Origin of the sequence: Pseudoalteromonas sp. AS84 (assembly GCF_038900255.1) — a bacterium.
Classification (GTDB): domain Bacteria; phylum Pseudomonadota; class Gammaproteobacteria; order Enterobacterales; family Alteromonadaceae; genus Pseudoalteromonas.
Window position 1 is genome coordinate 51262 of sequence record NZ_JBBMQY010000018.1, and the last position, 16434, is coordinate 67695.

16 protein-coding genes are annotated in these 16434 nt (G+C 40.1%); 12 read left to right on the top strand and 4 right to left on the bottom strand.

Annotation, left to right across the window (positions count from 1 at the left end; all coding sequences use genetic code 11):
- Positions 1-7 precede the first annotated feature (7 nt).
- Entirely contained in the window at positions 8-2050 is a 2043-nt protein-coding gene (locus WNY79_RS16220) for a glycoside hydrolase family 97 protein (RefSeq protein WP_342876395.1), read from the bottom strand.
- Between the two features lie 158 nt (positions 2051-2208).
- On the opposite strand from WNY79_RS16220, the gene WNY79_RS16225 reads away from it, so the two are divergent.
- Positions 2209-2832, top strand: a complete 624-nt coding sequence (locus WNY79_RS16225; protein WP_197113278.1) for a methylamine utilization protein — start codon at positions 2209-2211, stop codon at positions 2830-2832.
- Positions 2822-4054, top strand: a complete 1233-nt coding sequence (locus WNY79_RS16230; RefSeq protein WP_342876396.1) for a hypothetical protein — start codon at positions 2822-2824, stop codon at positions 4052-4054. Before WNY79_RS16225 ends, WNY79_RS16230 begins: the two co-directional genes overlap by 11 nt.
- A gap of 220 nt (positions 4055-4274) precedes the next feature.
- Here the strand turns inward: WNY79_RS16230 and speE are convergent, their stop codons facing one another.
- The gene (speE, locus tag WNY79_RS16235; protein WP_010554937.1) at positions 4275-5138 is read right to left on the bottom strand and encodes a polyamine aminopropyltransferase; all 864 of its coding nucleotides are present in this window, start codon (positions 5136-5138) and stop codon (positions 4275-4277) included.
- A gap of 198 nt (positions 5139-5336) precedes the next feature.
- Here speE and speA point away from each other — a divergent pair, with 198 nt between their 5' ends.
- From speA to WNY79_RS16255, 4 genes are read left to right on the top strand one after another with little or no spacing between them, the layout of a single operon-like run.
- Complete coding sequence (gene speA / locus WNY79_RS16240) at positions 5337-7217, top strand: biosynthetic arginine decarboxylase (RefSeq protein WP_342876397.1); 1881 nt, start codon at positions 5337-5339, stop codon at positions 7215-7217.
- 60 nt (positions 7218-7277) lie between these two features.
- On the top strand, positions 7278-8156 hold the full coding sequence (locus WNY79_RS16245; protein ID WP_342876406.1) for an acyltransferase: 879 nt from the start codon (positions 7278-7280) through the stop codon (positions 8154-8156).
- Positions 8157-8181: 25 nt separating this feature from the next.
- Positions 8182-9102 carry an acetyltransferase gene (locus WNY79_RS16250; protein ID WP_342876398.1) on the top strand — a complete coding sequence of 307 codons (921 nt, stop codon included), beginning with the start codon at positions 8182-8184 and terminating at the stop codon, positions 9100-9102.
- The gene (locus tag WNY79_RS16255) at positions 9099-10355 is read left to right on the top strand and encodes a mechanosensitive ion channel domain-containing protein (RefSeq protein WP_024599475.1); all 1257 of its coding nucleotides are present in this window, start codon (positions 9099-9101) and stop codon (positions 10353-10355) included. The genes WNY79_RS16250 and WNY79_RS16255 overlap by 4 nt, the downstream gene beginning before the upstream one ends.
- Here WNY79_RS16255 and chrA read toward each other — a convergent pair.
- Positions 10315-11469 carry a chromate efflux transporter gene (gene chrA, locus WNY79_RS16260; RefSeq protein WP_342876407.1) on the bottom strand — a complete coding sequence of 385 codons (1155 nt, stop codon included), beginning with the start codon at positions 11467-11469 and terminating at the stop codon, positions 10315-10317. The genes WNY79_RS16255 and chrA overlap by 41 nt on opposite strands.
- 190 nt (positions 11470-11659) lie before the next feature.
- Here chrA and WNY79_RS16265 point away from each other — a divergent pair, with 190 nt between their 5' ends.
- Complete coding sequence (locus WNY79_RS16265; protein ID WP_024599477.1) at positions 11660-12292, top strand: OmpA family protein; 633 nt, start codon at positions 11660-11662, stop codon at positions 12290-12292.
- On the opposite strand, the gene WNY79_RS16270 is transcribed toward WNY79_RS16265, so the two are convergent.
- Positions 12289-14067 carry an ABC transporter transmembrane domain-containing protein gene (locus tag WNY79_RS16270; protein WP_024599478.1) on the bottom strand — a complete coding sequence of 593 codons (1779 nt, stop codon included), beginning with the start codon at positions 14065-14067 and terminating at the stop codon, positions 12289-12291. The two genes, WNY79_RS16265 and WNY79_RS16270, sit on opposite strands and share 4 nt — an antisense overlap.
- Before the next feature lie 91 nt (positions 14068-14158).
- Between WNY79_RS16270 and WNY79_RS16275 the strand changes: the two genes are divergently transcribed.
- The 5 genes from WNY79_RS16275 to WNY79_RS16295 all read left to right on the top strand — a co-directional run bounded on the left by WNY79_RS16275 (position 14159) and on the right by WNY79_RS16295 (position 16427).
- Positions 14159-14557, top strand: a complete 399-nt coding sequence (locus WNY79_RS16275) for a DUF3224 domain-containing protein (protein WP_024599479.1) — start codon at positions 14159-14161, stop codon at positions 14555-14557.
- A 17-nt stretch (positions 14558-14574) separates the two neighbouring features.
- Positions 14575-14757, top strand: a complete 183-nt coding sequence (locus WNY79_RS16280) for a hypothetical protein (RefSeq protein WP_024599480.1) — start codon at positions 14575-14577, stop codon at positions 14755-14757.
- A complete protein-coding gene (locus WNY79_RS16285) occupies positions 14758-15375 on the top strand; it encodes a LysE family translocator (protein ID WP_342876399.1) in 618 nt (205 codons plus the stop codon). It begins immediately after the preceding gene.
- 66 nt (positions 15376-15441) lie between these two features.
- Positions 15442-15987 carry a PH domain-containing protein gene (locus tag WNY79_RS16290; RefSeq protein WP_182734563.1) on the top strand — a complete coding sequence of 182 codons (546 nt, stop codon included), beginning with the start codon at positions 15442-15444 and terminating at the stop codon, positions 15985-15987.
- A 44-nt stretch (positions 15988-16031) separates the two neighbouring features.
- Complete coding sequence (locus WNY79_RS16295; protein WP_342876400.1) at positions 16032-16427, top strand: DUF1801 domain-containing protein; 396 nt, start codon at positions 16032-16034, stop codon at positions 16425-16427.
- Positions 16428-16434: the final 7 nt, after the last annotated feature.

The window sequence follows — 16434 nt, forward strand, 5'->3', positions numbered from 1 at the left end:
TATTATATTAAAGTGCTTTAAAACGAATAGCTGTGCCGCCACTGGTGGCCAGCTCAAGCGTTAGTTTATCGTCTGTAGTTACAATACGTTTTTCGATAGTTATATCGTACGGATTATTTTTCCACTCTGCGTTTTTACCATCTTTATAAATTTGCGCTTCGAACTTTTTGCCTTGCTCTAAAAAGTCGAGTTTTACCTCAATAGTTCGGGCTTTTTCGTCAGTAACAGCACCTAAGTACCAATCGTTTCCTAAGTATTTAGTGCTTTTACGCTCTTTACGAGCGAATACAATAAAGTCGCCTACTTCACCATCAAGAGCAATGCTTTGCTGCCAATCTGTTGGTACGTCTTGAATGAATTGAAACGCATCGGGCTTAGCTAAGTAGTTTTTAGGTAAGTCGGCAGCCATTTGAATTGGACTATACAAAACAACGTAAAGTGCGAGTTGTTTGGCGAGAGTGGTTTGTGGGCGGTTTGTATTGCCTCCTAAACCATTAAAGCTCATATCAAAAATACCTGGCGTAAAATCCATCGGCCCAGATAGCATGCGGGTAAAAGCAAGCATTGGTACATGCTCTGGTGGGTTAGGTGGCGAACCCCATGCATTGTATTCTTGTCCGCGTGCGCCTTCGCGCGCAATCCAGTTTGGATAAGTACGGCGCAGGCCGGTATCTTTAATTGGCTCGTGAGTGTTAATGCTAATTTTATGTTTAGCTGCAAGTTTTACGTTATAAAGGTATTCGTTAACCATAAACTGGCCGTCATGCCATTCGTGGCGAGCAATACCGTTTTTGTCTATACGTTTTATATTTCCGCCATCGGCTACATAACCTGTTTTTACTTGGCTTACGTTTGATTTTTCGTAAAGGGCAAAAGCATCTTCCATTTGGTCACGGTAGTTGCTTACATTGCCTGATGTTTCATGGTGGCCAATGAGTTGTACGCCTTTTTCTTTGCCGTACTGAGTAAGCGCTGCTATATCAAAGTCGTCGTACGGTTTGGTAAAGTTAAATACATCGCCATTAAAATACCAATCGCCATCCCAGCCAATATTCCAGCCTTCAACGAGTACGCCATCAAAACCATACTGTGCTGCAAAATCCATATAGTATTTTGTGGTTTGCGTAGTGGCGCCGTGTTTTTTACCGCTACCCCAAGTTTGCGTGTTTATATGCATACCCCACCAAATACCGACGTATTTACCAGGTTTAACCCACGACACGTCACCGAGTTTATTAGGCTCGTTTAGATTTAGTATTATATCTGAGTTAACTAAGCCAACAGCGCTGTCGGCTATTTGAATGGTGCGCCATGGTGTTTTAAAAGCACCTTGTTTTTTAACGGCGACACCATCTGACCACGGCGTTAAATCGGCAGTAAACGTACCAGAGCGACGCTGATTAAGTACCATGCCTGCGTAATCAACAAGTGCGGCTTCATGAATACTAATATGAGTACCATCACTTGTTTTAAACGTAAATGGTGTGTGGGCTAGTGGAGCTTCGTTAAGTGGGGTGGTGTTGTAAACATATTCGTAGCGGTTCCAGCCACGAGCAGGTATCCACCATGCTGTTGCATCATGACTATTATTTATTGCAAATTCAGTCAGCTCTTTGGTTATTTCTGTATGTTCGAAGCCTACTTGTTGTGGTACTTCGTATCTAAATCCAATCCCACTATCAAATGCTTTAAATCGAATGGTGTAGGTGCCTTTATTTGGCTCCTTTTTTGTAAAAGTAACGGCTACTTCGTTATATTCGTCAACAACGTTTTGACGTTCGCCCCAGGGTTGTTGCCACTGTGTATTAACGCTTTGTTGTTTAATGCTTTTAATTTTAAAGCCGTCGCTAAAGGCCGCTTGTGTTTTAAATTCAAACCCCAGTAAAGATTTGTTTATAACCGCTTTGTTTTTAAATTTTATTGCGTAGCTTGGCGTGTTGTTTTCGTCAGAAATGCTTACTGTTATTTGTGTGTCTGGCGATTTTAGCTCTACGGTTTGTCCGTAGCTATTACTAGCAAAGGCTAAAAGCACAAGTGCTGGTATTCTCATGGTGTGTCCTTAGATGAGTCGGTGGTGACATTTAAGGATAATGACTGTTGATGATTAATACGACTGCCTACATACGTATTCAATGTTTTAAAAAATAGAAAGAATTTGCTGGCTTAATCGGTCTATAATGTAAACAAATTGATAATAGCGACAAGAAAATGATAAAAAGCTTACTTTGTGTATTTTTACTAAGTGTTAGTACTGGAGTTTTTGCAGCAAATATTACAATTAAAAATGCTAATAATGACCCGTTACCTAATGCTGTTGTATGGCTAACTGCAGGAGGCCCCTCTAGCGTTATTCCTCCAGAAGCACCTTATGCGATGACCCAGCAAAATAGAGAATTTAAGCCGCGTATTTTAGTTGTCCCACAAAATGCAAAGGTAGAGTTTCCGAATGCGGACTCAATCATGCATCATGTTTATTCATTTTCTAAAGCTAAAACATTTGAATTAAAGCTATATAAGGAGCACCCAAAAGCGCCCATTACTTTTGATCAAACGGGTGTTGTTGAGCTTGGCTGTAATATTCATGATTGGATGTTAGGCTATATTGTGGTGGTAGATAGCACTATTTTTGCAATCACTGATGAAAATGGACATGTAGATTTAAATGCCAATGCAGGCGAATACACGTTAAGTGTTTGGCATTCTGGGTTTAGCGATATTAGTAAGATTGAATCTCAAACTATTACTGTGGCTACCAACCCTATCACTTATAAAGTAAAGCAGGAAATAGCGGAGCAAATTGATTTTGCTACGGATGAATTTGATGATTATTAATAGGCTAATTAGACTGGCACTTGTAGCCGGTGCTTTATGTTTTAGTAATGTGTTGTATGCACAAGTAAAAGGCTTAATACAAATTAGAGCCGCGCAGGGTGATAATACGCTTAGTTTTCAAGAAGGCGGTATCGGACTATATCGGCACGATACTAAAAGTGATGAGCTTATTCTATCGCAAGGTATTTTAGATTTTAATGTTGATTTAGCATCTAGCTGGTCGGCTCACGGCGTGTTAAATGCGAATCAAGATCCTGACGTTGGCCTTGGTTTTACGCAAGCTTTTGTAAAGTATCAGCCACTATCTAACAGTAACTATAAATGGCACGTGCGCGTAGGGGGATTTTATCCGCTTATGTCGCTTGAAAACCCTGACATAGGCTGGACTTCTCCTTATAACTATACAAATTCAGCTATTAATAGCTGGATAGGTGAGGAAGTGCGTACCGTTGGTGCTGAAGTGACCATTAAGCGCCCAGCAAAACGTTTTAACAGCAGACATAGCTTTAGCTTTGTAGGAGCGACATTTAAAGGCAATGACCCCGCAGGTACTTTACTCGCATGGCGTGGCTTTGCATTACACGATAGACAAACAACGTTTAACGAAAGCGTGCAATTTGCGCCTGTAGCGGCATTAAACGAATACGAATTACGCTGGCAAGCTAATCAGGTTTTACCGTTTGAGGAAGTAGACGGGCGCTTTGGTTATTACGCCGGTATACATTGGGATTACTTAAAGCAGTCTCAATTTAGAATCTACTATTATGATAATAATGGTGATCCTAATACTGTTAATTATAGTTCCGGGCAATATGCTTGGAATACTCGATTTACGAGCGCCGCTTGGCTTTATAAATTTAACAGCAAGACACGTTTTATTGCTCAGGCACTCAATGGCAAAACTGAAATGGGCAGTAACGCATTAATTGATAATGCTTTTTATAGTCATTATTTAATGCTAAGCCATAAAGAAGGCAAACATCGAGTTTCAGTACGTTACGATTATTTTAAAGTTGCTGACAACGACACAACCGCGTTTGACCCTAATGCAAGCAATGGCGAAGGTTTAACAGCAACATGGCGATACCAGCTTACTAATAAACTACAAATAGGGGTTGAAGGCTCAGCCCTTAAAAGTGTTGCTAAAAATAGAGAGCCAATTGGATTTAATGAACGAATCTCGCAGCAGCAAATAATGCTAAATGCGCAATGGCGTTTTTAAAAGTATAAAAAAGGGAGCATTTAAAGCTCCCTTTTTAGTTTAATAAAATTGGTATAGATTATACCAACCTGCATAAATCTTTGATCAATTTAACGAATTAAATTGCACTATAACGTCGTTAAAAATTTTTTATTTAGAACAACTAGATACAAAAATTTTTGCCTAGTTCTAGCGTAATTTTCTTAACGTTAAATAGACCCCATATATAAGCAGATTGGTATTATTTTTTATCGAATGCGCGTTTCATGTAGTTAGGTGTAGCGAGTGCGCCATGATGAATACCGCTATTGTAGTATTCACTGTGCTCGGCTATTTGTGCCGCGCCATCTTCTCTAAAGCCGTCAAATGCTTGTGATTTACGTGCAAGTGTTACTGACCATAAACCGCTTGGGTAAATTGGTTGTGGGAATGGTAATGTTTGTAAATCGTTAAAGCCTACGCTTAGCATTGCTTCGCGCATTTCAACTAATAATGGCATGTGCATAAGTGGCGATTCACTTTGTTGCACTAAAATACCTCCTGGGCGCAGTGCATCTAAACAGCTTGTGTAAAACGCATGGTTAAATAAACCTTCACCCGGACCTACCGGATCGGTGCCATCAACAATAACCACGTCGATAGATTCGCCAGCGGCTTCGCGCATGTATTTAATACCGTCGTCAAACATAACCGTTGCACGGGCGTCGTTATTAGATTCACAAAGCTCTGGGAAGTATTTTAACGACATTTGCGTTACTACTTCGTCTATATCTATTTGCGTTACAGTTTCTACGCCTGGGTGTTTTAATACTTCGCGTAAAGTACCGCAGTCGCCGCCGCCAATAATAACGACGTTTTTAGGGTTTGGATGCGCTAAAAGTGCAGGGTGGCTGATCATCTCATGATAAAAGAAGTTTTCGCGGGTTGTTACCATAGTACACCCGTCGATGATCATTAAATTACCAAAGTCTGTGGTTTCAAACATTTCTACCTTTTGAAAAGGAGACTGTTTTTCATCTAACTTTTTATTAATACGTAATGAAAATGCGCTGCCATCGCGGTCGCTAATTTCAGTAAACCACTTACTTTGATCTAAATTTGCCATAGTTACTATTACACTTTTTAGGTTGAGTATGAAAAAGGGGCAATTCTGCCAGTGCTTGGCGTTTTGCTCAATGACATTTTAACTGATTTGACGAATAAAGTTAGTTAGGAGTGAGTGAAAGTTCAATTTTTGTTAGCCTAGTGGATAGTGACGTATTAAAATGCGCCTTTATACCTAATTGACTAAAGAAGAGTTGCCATGACCTGGGGTTTAGAAACAGCACGCGCCACTTACAACGTTGCTCATTGGAGTGATGGTTATTTTGATATTAATGCACAAGGCGAACTGGTGGCTTACCCAGATGGCGACCAAACAAAACCGGCCATTTCTTTAACGCAATTAACTGAGCAGTTTAAGCAACAAGGTTTAACGTTGCCGGTTTTAGTGCGCTTTACTGATATTTTAAAAAATCGTGTAGACACACTTACTAACGCGTTTACGCAAGCGCGAGCAAATCGTGAATATAACGGCAAATACACCTGTGTTTATCCAATTAAAGTAAATCAACAGCGCTCTGTAGTAAGTAAATTATTAGCGCATCCAAGCGGGCTTGTTGGCTTAGAAGCAGGCTCAAAGCCAGAACTTATGGCTATTTTGGGCGTGGCAAAAGAGCCAATCACTATTGTATGTAACGGCTATAAAGACAGTGAGTTTTTACGCTTAGCGTGTATTGGTCAAGCAATGGGCCACAGCGTAAAAATTGTGGTAGAAAAGCTTTCAGAACTGACCACCTTATTAGAAGAAATAGACAACCTAGGCATTGAACCGGCTATTGGTATTCGCATTCGCCTAAACTCAGTAGGCAAAGGCAAGTGGCAAAACACGGGCGGTGAAAAAGGCAAGTTTGGTTTAACAGCAGGCCAAGTACTAAGTGCTGTTGAAGTGCTTAAAAAGCATAATAAGCTGCACTTAATGCAAATGGTGCATTTTCATATAGGTTCTCAAATTGCCAACATTCGTGATATTCACCGTGCTTTACGTGAATGTGCACGCCACTTTGCTGAGCTGACACAATTAAACGTACCGTTAAATACCGTTGATGTGGGCGGCGGCTTAGGCGTTGATTACGAGGGCTCTGGCTCACGTAGTGCGTGTTCAATGAATTACACCGTAGAAGAGTATGCGCGTAACGTAGTGAATGCATTTGCAGAAGTGTGCGATCAGCATAACCTTACGCATCCGGCCATTATCACCGAGTCGGGGCGTGCTTTAACTGCTCACCATGCGATATTAATTACCGATGTAATAGACGTAGAAAAAGCGCCTAATCATCTAAATCCAGAGCCACCGCTTGAAAATAGCGCATTAGTGCTTGATGAAATGTGGCAGTGTTTACAGCGTTTAAACCCGCGTATGGCATTAGAGATTTATCACGACGCTATGCACTTATTTAGCGAAGCGCACGATCAGTACGTGCATGGCTTAGTAAGCATGTTAGAGTGGGCGAAAATAGAGCAGCTTTACTTTACTATTTTACATCGTGTGCGTGCATCGCTTAGTAATAACGCGCGCGCACACCGTGAAGTACTCGACGATTTAAACGAAAAGCTTGCAGATAAACTCTTTGTTAACTTTTCATTATTTCAGTCATTGCCTGATGTATGGGGTATTCAGCAGTTGTTTCCGGTTATGCCAATCGAGAACTTAACTCAACCATTGACTCAGCGCGCGATTATTCAAGATATTACCTGTGACTCTGACGGTCAAATCCGCGAATATGTTGAAGGCGCTGGTATCGAAACCAGCCTACCAATACCAGAATATAAACACGGTGAGCAATACCACATTGCTATGTTTATGGTGGGTGCATATCAAGAAATTTTAGGCGATTTACATAACCTATTTGGTGACACTGATTCGGTGCATGTAGAGCTTAACGATGAAGGTTATGTGTTAACCAATGCCATAAAAGGTGATAGCGTTAAGGATGTATTAAAGTTTGTTGACTATGATAGCGCTATTTTAGCTGACAACTTTGCGTACCAAGTTAATAAACTTGATGTATCGACGCAGTGTAAAGAAGGTTATTTAGCTGAGCTTAATGCAGGCCTTGAAGGCTATACCTATTTTGAAGATTAATTTGTAAGCAACTGAAAGCGCAGTATTAGTGGCTGCGCAATGTTTAAAGGAATGGAAGTAATGTCAGTTATTCGCAGTGTATTTAGTATTATTTTTTACACAATAAACACACTTTTTTGGTTTGTGCCTATTTTTGTTTGTGGGCTTATAAAGCTTATCCCTATTAAGCCTTTACAAAAGCTTATGAGCTGGGCAGCTAAGCAATTTGCAACTATTTGGGTTACCTTTAATAGCTTAAATCAAAAGTTATTTACGCCAACTAAACTTAATGTAACTGGCCTTGAAGACCTTAAACTAAAGGATTGGTACCTAGTAATAGCGAATCACCAAAGCTGGGTCGATATTTTAGTATTACAACGTGTGTTTAATCGAAAAATTCCATTTTTAAACTTCTTTTTGAAAAAAGAGCTTATTTACGTGCCTATTTTAGGTTTGTGTTGGTGGGCGCTTGATTTTCCGTTTATGACTCGCACGAGCAAAAGCCAATTAAAAAAGAATCCAAAGTTGCGTGGCAAAGATTTAGAAACCACGCGTAAAGCGTGTGAAAAATTTAAAGAAATGCCAGTAACCGTAGTTAACTTTGTAGAAGGCACTCGTTTTACTACGCAAAAGCATGAACGTCAAAATAGCCCGTTCCCACATTTATTAAAACCAAAAGCGGGTGGTATTGCTTTTGTAATGCAAGCAATGGGCGAGCAAATTACTAAAGTGGTTAACGTAACAATTCACTACCCTGATGGCATTCCTACTTTTATGGATTTTGCTGGTGGTAAGGTAAAAAATATCAACGTACACGTGGAAGTAAGGCCGGTAAGCGAAGAGCTTATTGGTGACTACACCGGCGATTCTGAATTTAGAGTACGCTTTCAAAGCGAGCTAAATCGTTTATGGGAAAATAAAGAGCAAACATTACAATCGCTCGAAAAACACCCCAAATAAAAGGCAAAAATATGAGCTTACAGTTATGCTAAAAAAGTGGTTACCAAATTGGCTTAACGGCTTAATTGTAGGCTGCGTATTGTTTTCTAACATGATACTTTTTGGCTCGCTAGTATTTGTACTGGGCCTTATTAAGTTATTACTGCCTTTGCCTGTGGTTAACTCTATATTACACAGCGCTTACCGAGGTTGGTGTAACGGCAACCGTTTAGGGCTTTGGTTAGGTTGCCCTAATATTGTGGTTGATATAAGTGGCGACTTAAACTCAAAAAGTTGGTATTTACTTATTTGTAACCACGCGAGTTGGTTAGATATAACCGTACTTAGCTCATTACATGCATTGCCTGCCCCTAAGTTCTTTTTAAAAGACGGGTTAAAATACATGCCTTTTATTGGGACTGGTGCGTGGGCTATGGGTATGCCGTTTATGAAACGGGTAAGCAAAGCGCAACTAGCTAAAAACCCAAAGTTGAAAGGATTAGATGTAGAGCGCACCAAGCGTAGCTGTCGTAATTTTCGTCATCATCCTACTACCATCATTAATTTTGTTGAAGGTACACGCTATACGCTAGCCAAACATAAACTGCAACAAAGTCCTTTTAAGTATTTATTAAAGCCTAAAGCGGGCGGCATTGCTTTTGCGCTTGAAGTATTAGCCGATCAATTTGATGCCATGCTTAATACAAGTTTAGTGTATAGCGGTAAAACAGATCATGTTTGTCGTAACTTGTTAAAAGGTGAGCTAGATTCTATTTATGTTTCAATAAACGTAACGCCCATTAATGAAAGTATGCAGGGCAGCTATCAAAGCGATGACGTATTTAAAGTTAATTTTCAACATTATGTGAATGAGCTATGGGTTGCTAAAGATCAGCAGCTTGCCGACATTTATGCTCAACAAGATTTATCTGAACCACAAATCAGTAAGGAAATTGAAACACTATGACCAACACCCACCTACAGGAATTAATTGCTCCTTGGTTTGAAAAAGTACCCGACGCGGATTTTCTTAGCTCAATCACTGCAGTCTCGATAGGGATCTTTTCTTTATTAATTGTTTACTTATTTACTCGTAGGTTAATGTTACCTGGCATTCAAAAAATAGTGACGAGGCTTTCCCCTGAGCGAATTGGTGCGCTTTCGCCTATGCTTAATAAGCTAAATAAACGTATTGCAGGAATGCTTTGCTGCGTATTGTTTTTAGCTACATTTGATAGTGTATACCCAGTTAACGAAATAGCAGCAGAAATACTAAAAACGATAGGACAAGCTTTACTTATTATTTATGCCGGGTTCATTTTTAGTAGTATTGTGAGCATTGCGGGTACTATTTATAACCAGTTAGAGTTTGCACGCGAAGTACCCATTCAAGGCTTAATTCAGGTTGTTAAGCTAATAACCTTTATTGTGTGTGCAATTTTAATTGTGAGCATTTTTCTTGAGAAGTCACCTACTTATATTCTCTCTGGCTTTGGTGCTATTGCTGCCGTTACGTTATTAGTATTTAAAGACACTATTTTAGGCTTTGTAGCCAGTATTCAAATAGCAGCAAACCGTTTAGTAACCTATGGTGATTGGATTCAAGTAGAAAACTACGGCGCCGATGGCGAAGTAATTGATTTGGGTTTAAACACTGTAAAGGTACGTAACTGGGATAACACCATAACAACTATTCCAACTTATATGTTGGTAGCGGGTTCATTTAAAAACTGGCGCGGCATGCAAGAGTCGGGCGGTAGGCGTATTAAACGTTCACTTAACATAGATATGCACAGTATTTGTTTAGTGGGTGATGAGTTTAGAAAGCAAATTGATGCGGCTATTCCGCTTCATGACTATATCCGAGTAACGACATTACCTGCTCAGGTTTCTAATTTAGGGCTGTTTCGTCGTTATGCAGAAGGCTATTTAAAACAGCACAGTAAAATTAATACGTCGCTTACGTTAATGGTACGAGAGCTACAACCACTTAATCATGGTTTGCCTATTGAGTTTTATTGCTTTAGTGAAGATAAACGCTGGATTTCGTACGAGCACTTACAAGCCGAAATAATGGATCATTTGCTTGCGGTATTACCTGTGTTTGGGCTTAGGGCGTATCAAAGTGTTAGTGGGCAGTTAAGCCCTCCCAACGAGCAACAAACAGATAAGCCAACATTTAGAGTGATGGCAAATAGTGTTGTAAAAGACCCACAGTAATAAACAAAGCTAAGAGCCACCAAATAGGTGGCTTTTTAAATTGCAGCCATGCAAATACAATTATTACTAACGCAACTTGCCAAAGACTATGCACAGCTGATGTCCAGATTGGCGAATACAGTGCAGCCGCTAAAAAACCGACTACCGCAGCATTAAGCGCCGCTATTGAGCTTGCAAAGCGTGGCTTACTTGCCAAGTTAATCCAGCTCTTTTGAAACGCAAGTATAAGTAAAAAACCAGGCATAAATATAAGTAGTGTAGCTATAAGAGCACCCACTAAAGGTTGCTCTGTAGTAAGTTGTGCGCCTAAGTAAGTAGCAATAGTAAACATAGGTCCTGGCACCGCTTGTGCACTCGCGTAAGCACTTAAAAACTGATCATCACTCAATGCTGGTACGCCTGCTTGAAGTACCGGCAGTACTACGTGTCCGCCGCCAAACACCATTGCACCTGCTTGGTAAAAAGGGGCAAACAAAGCAAACTCATGGCCTAGTGGAATAAAGCTCACACCAAGTAAGAGCGCAAATAACCCCAGTGCAATCCAATTAATATAGCTTTTTGTACTGCTAACATTTTTTGTGGGTGTACCAAGTTTTAATAAAGGCCATATAGCACCTACTGTTGCAGCGGTTATTAAAATAGCGATTTGAGTGGCCATCATTGGAAATAATACTAAAGCAAGTGTACTCATTACGGCAAGTAACTTAAGCGCAGCACTTGTACAAAAGCTTTTAGCCATACTAAGTGTGGCATCAGCAACTATAACAACGGCAAATAACTTTAAGCCTGTAATAATAGCAAAGTAAACAGCGTCAAACTGATGTGCACTTACAGCAAGTAGCACCATTATTAAAAACGAAGGCAGAGTAAAGCCTACAAAGGCAGCTATACCACCCAGGACGCCAGCACGCTCAACGCCAATAGCAAAACTAACTTGGCTAGAGCCTGGTCCTGGCAGTGCTTGGCTTAAACTAATAAGTTGTGCGTAACGAGTATTGGTTAGCCAATTTAACGAGTCTACAAAGTGACGTTTAAAATAACCTAAATGCGCAGCGGGGCCACCAAAACTCATGCACCCTAGTAAAAAAAACTGTCTAAAAATAGCAATTAACATTGCGCCAATATCCTTTGTAAAATTCATTAAATTGTCACAGCGTAGTATGACATTTTTATTAAAATGGCACATTAGTTTGAGGTCTGTTTAACAATCAAGCAAGATGCGTTGCTTTTAACACTCTCTTCATAGTTTGTTCATACATGTATTTGCATACTCTTGCTAAATTCTTAATGAATAAGGTATCACCATGACTTTAACTAAATCACTTTTAAGCGTAACCGTAGTAGCTGTATTACTTTCTGGTTGTGAAATGAATAACACAGGTAAAGGAGCCGCTATAGGCGCCGCAGCCGGAGGTGTATTAGGTAAGGCTACGGGTAATCATAAAGATAAACGTATTTTTATTGGTGCAGCTATTGGTGCACTTGCTGGCGCAGCTGTTGGCGACTACATGGATAAGCAAGAAGAAGCATTTCGTGATGAATTAGCGGGCTCTGGTGTAGAAGTAGTACGAGAGGGCGATAACTTACGTTTAGTAATGCCATCAAACATTACGTTTGCGACTGCTCAATCTTATATTTCATCAGGCTTTAACGATACGTTAGATGCGATTGCTAAAGTAATGAACAAGTACGAAAAAACCTACCTTAGTGTAGAAGGTCATACCGACAGTACGGGTAAAGATAGCTTCAACATGAACCTATCGCGTGAACGCGCACAAAGTGTGAAAGACTACTTAGTGAACCAACAAATTATGGCTACACGTATTAGCACCATGGGCTATGGCGAAACACGCCCAATTGCAACTAATGATAGTGCAAATGGCCGTGCTCAAAACCGCCGTGTAGAAATTCAGATAGTGCCAAATACCGAAGGTTAGTCTTTATTAAACTGTAATTCACACAGTTTTTGATACAACGGGTTACTTGCTAATAACTCTTGATGAGTGCCCGTTGCTATAATCTCCCCATTTTCCATTACTACAATTACATCGGCATGTTTTACCGTTGCCAGCCTATGGGCAATTATTAACGTTGTTCTGTTTTGCATTAAATGCTCAAGTGCAGCTTGTACATGGTGTTCGCTTTGCGCATCCAGCGCGCTGGTGGCTTCATCAAGAAGAAGTATTTCAGGGTCTTTTAATATGGCGCGTGCAAGCACAATACGCTGCTTTTGCCCACCCGATAACCTCACACCTTGCTCACCTAAAAAGCTGTTATAACCTTGCGGTAACTGTTTGATAAATTCATCGGCATGCGCATACTTTGCTGCGGCATATACTTGCTCATCGGTTGCACTTGGGTTGCCGTAACGAATGTTATGCATTACATCGGAGCTAAATAAAATAGGGTTTTGCGCTACCATGCCCATTTTATTGCGCAGAGTATTAAGTGATAAATCTTTAATGTTTACATCTTTAAATTTAATGGCTCCGCTAGCCGGATCGTAAAAGCGCTGTAGTAATTCAAATAATGTTGTTTTACCTGCGCCAGAAGGGCCAACAATTGCCACGGTTTGGCCTTGATTTATATTTAGGCTTATTTTATTAAGCGCGCTTACGTCTGGGCGAGAAGGGTAGTTAAAGCTTATATTTTCAAGCGTAATAGCAGGGCTACTACTATCATGCAGTAAATGACTATCTTGTGGATTTAGCGGGTTTTCAATCTCACTTTTAACAGCAAGTAACTCAAGTAATCTCGCCGCAGCGCCTGCTGCACGTTGTAGTTCGCCATATACTTCAGCAACGGTTGCCACCGACATTGCAACCATAATAGCGTAAAACACAAACGCACCTAGCTCCCCCCCGCTCATGGTGCCTGCAAGTACGTCATTACCACCTACCCATAACATAGCGCTAATGGCACTAAAGGTTAAAAAAATCACCACGGCTATTAAAAATGAACGTTGCTTAATACGTTTTTTAGCCACGTTAAAGGCTTTTTCGGTCTCAAGCGCAAAGGCATGTTGCTCTTGCTCTTCATGGCTATAGCTTTGCACTACTTTAATATTTTGTATGATTTCTCCGGCATAGGTACTTATGTCGGCAATGGCATCTTGGCTAGAGCTTGCGAGTTTGCGTACCTTGCGACCAAATATCATCATGGGTACAAGTACCAGTGGTACACAGGCTACAACCACTAAAGTAAGTTTTAAATTAGTGAACAACAGCATAGCTAAGCCACCAATCAACATAAGTACACTGCGCAGCGCCATAGAAAAAGATGAACCGATAATTGATTGCAGTAATGTGGTGTCGGTGGTTAAACGCGACATAAGCTCGCCACTGCGGTTTTCTTCAAAATAGCTAGGGTGCAGCGTTACAATACGATTAAATACGGCTTTTCGAATATCGTTACTGACTCGTTCGCCAATCCACGACATTAAATAAAAACGGCTAAAGGTACCTATCGCTAATAAGCTGATTAAACCAATAAGTACTAATACGGCCTGCTGTAATTGGGCCTTTGATCCTGCAATAAAGCCATGATCAATAACAAATTTAACACCTTGCCCTAATGACAAGTTAACGCCTGCGGTAACTAATAACGCAGCTAGGGCGGCTACTACCATCCATTTGTACGGTTTAATAAACGCAAAAACAGGTAATAAACTGCTAAACGCAGCTTTTTCGGATGCAGAGGTGTTTTTTGACATAGTGGATTCTTTTTAAAGGTTAAGGTATAGATATGGCACTAAGATAATAAAAATCAATACTCTTAAATATTAGCATCAATAAGGAAACGTTATGACTACTGCAACCGTAAGTGGAGAATTTAATGTAAATCTAGCGCCAATAGAAGGCTACGCAAGCGGCCAAAATGGTATTAACTTAGGGCGTATGTCGATAGATAAAACATTTAGTGGTGTGCTTAATGCTACCAGCCAGGGCGAAATGCTAAGCGCCATGACACCAACCCAAGGCAGTGCCGGTTATGTTGCCATAGAGCAAGTAATAGGTGAGCTTGACGGCAAAAAAGGCAGTTTTGTACTGCAGCATTTTGGCACGATGGATAAAGGGCAAGACAGCCTAATTTTAAATGTAATACCCGATTCAGGCACTAATGAGTTAGAAGGGTTAACTGGCAGTATGAAAATACGTATTGAGCAAGGAATTCACTACTACGATTTTGAATACACTTTATAAAGTACACAAGGACTAAAATGCAAAAAGTAATCGAATTTAGAAAGACCCGTTTTTTGGGTGGCGTAGATATAGTCGCACTGAATGATCGCATACAGGAATTAAACCAAGATGGTTGGAAAGTAATAAACGCAGTGCCATTAACTGGCTTTTATGGGCAAGTGCACGGTTATACATTATTTATTGAAACTGACGAGCTTTAGATGACACTTTCAGTATGGTTAAGCCTAGCGGCTATCTGCATGATGGGTGCAATGTCACCAGGGCCAAGTTTAGCGGTGGTTTTAAAGCACTCGCTTAATGGCTGTATGAAAAACGGTATGCTTGCCGCGCTCAGTCATGGTATTGGCGTTGGCTTGTATGCCGGTGCATCGTTATTGGGGTTAGGCGCTTTAATGACGCAGTTTCCAACTGTTTATCAAATACTAGTTTACTTAGGTGCGGCCTATTTGGCGTATTTAGGTATAAAAATATTGCTAGCAAAACCAAGTAATAACGAACTTGAAGTACAAAAAAGTGAGGTAAGTGAAGCTAAAGCATTACAAGATGGTTTTGCCATTGCGTTTTTAAACCCCAAGCTCGCTATTTTCTTTTTAGCCTTGTTCTCACAGTTTATAGACCCTCAGGCACTTACTTTAAGTGTGGGCATAATTATGTGTTTAACGGTGTTTGTCATTGATACCGGCTGGTATTTGCTGGTGGCATTATTGACCGAGGTTTCTAAAACCCGCTTTGGCTTTACTAAGCAAAACCCATGGCTTGATAAAATACTGGGTGTTGTGTTTATTGCTCTTGCTATAAAAGTTGTTATTAGCTTGTAAGATTGAGTAGAGATTATTGAAGCTTGCAGAGTGTATTTTTAGTTATATAGATAAAGGATTAAAACAATGACAAAACATATTTTAAAAAGTGCATCTTTCGACCCGAAGGTTCAGCAATACTGGATGCTAATGGCCGCTTTTTTTAGTGTACTAGCGCTGGTGACTATTCCGTTGTTACCCATTGTCTTAGCGATTGTATGGCTAGTGGGCGGGCGAATACTCGCAGCTATGTCGGCTGACTTATTACCACAAAAGTTGGTAGTTAAACGTGGCATATTATTTAAAGAAGAAAAATCTATTCCGCTTGAAAAAATAACAGATGTAGGGTTAAGCCAAGGCCCACTAATGCGACTATTTGGGTTGTACCGTTTAAGTTTTGAAACAGCTGGGCAATCAGGAAATGGCGCTTTAGTATCTTTACTTGGTGTAGTTAATGCGAGTGAGTTTAGAGAGGCGATACTTGAGCAAAAAGATATATTGGCTAATCAAGGTAAAACGTCGCAGCAGGCAACAGAGCAAAGTGAGAAAGAGCTACTGAGAGCACTTACTTATAGTGTTAAAAATATTGAGCAGATGCTACTAGTTTTACTTGATGAAAGGCAGCAAAAATAGTTTAGCCTTAAATGTAACGAATGCTCTGCTAACAAGGATGCTTTATGAATAAGGATGTCGAAAATATATTTAATAATTATCCTGAGTTAATTAAAAGTAAGCTCATAAAATTACGAGAGTTAATTTATATCGTAGCACAAGAGCAAAACTTAGGAGCCGTTAAAGAGTCACTAAAGTGGGGAGAGCCAAGTTATAGCGTAATAAATGGCAGCCCCATTCGCATAGGCTTTAAGGGCTCATCGTGTTATTTGTTTTTTCATTGCCAATCAAAGCTAGTAAGCACATTTAGAGAATTGTACTCTCATAATCTTATCTTTGAAGGAAATAGAGCAATAGTGTTAAATAGTGAAAAGCCATTACCAGAACACCCACTTAAAGCGTGTATTAAATTAGCACTGACTTATCACAAAGTTAAGCACTACCCTTTGCTAGGGGGATAACTACCAA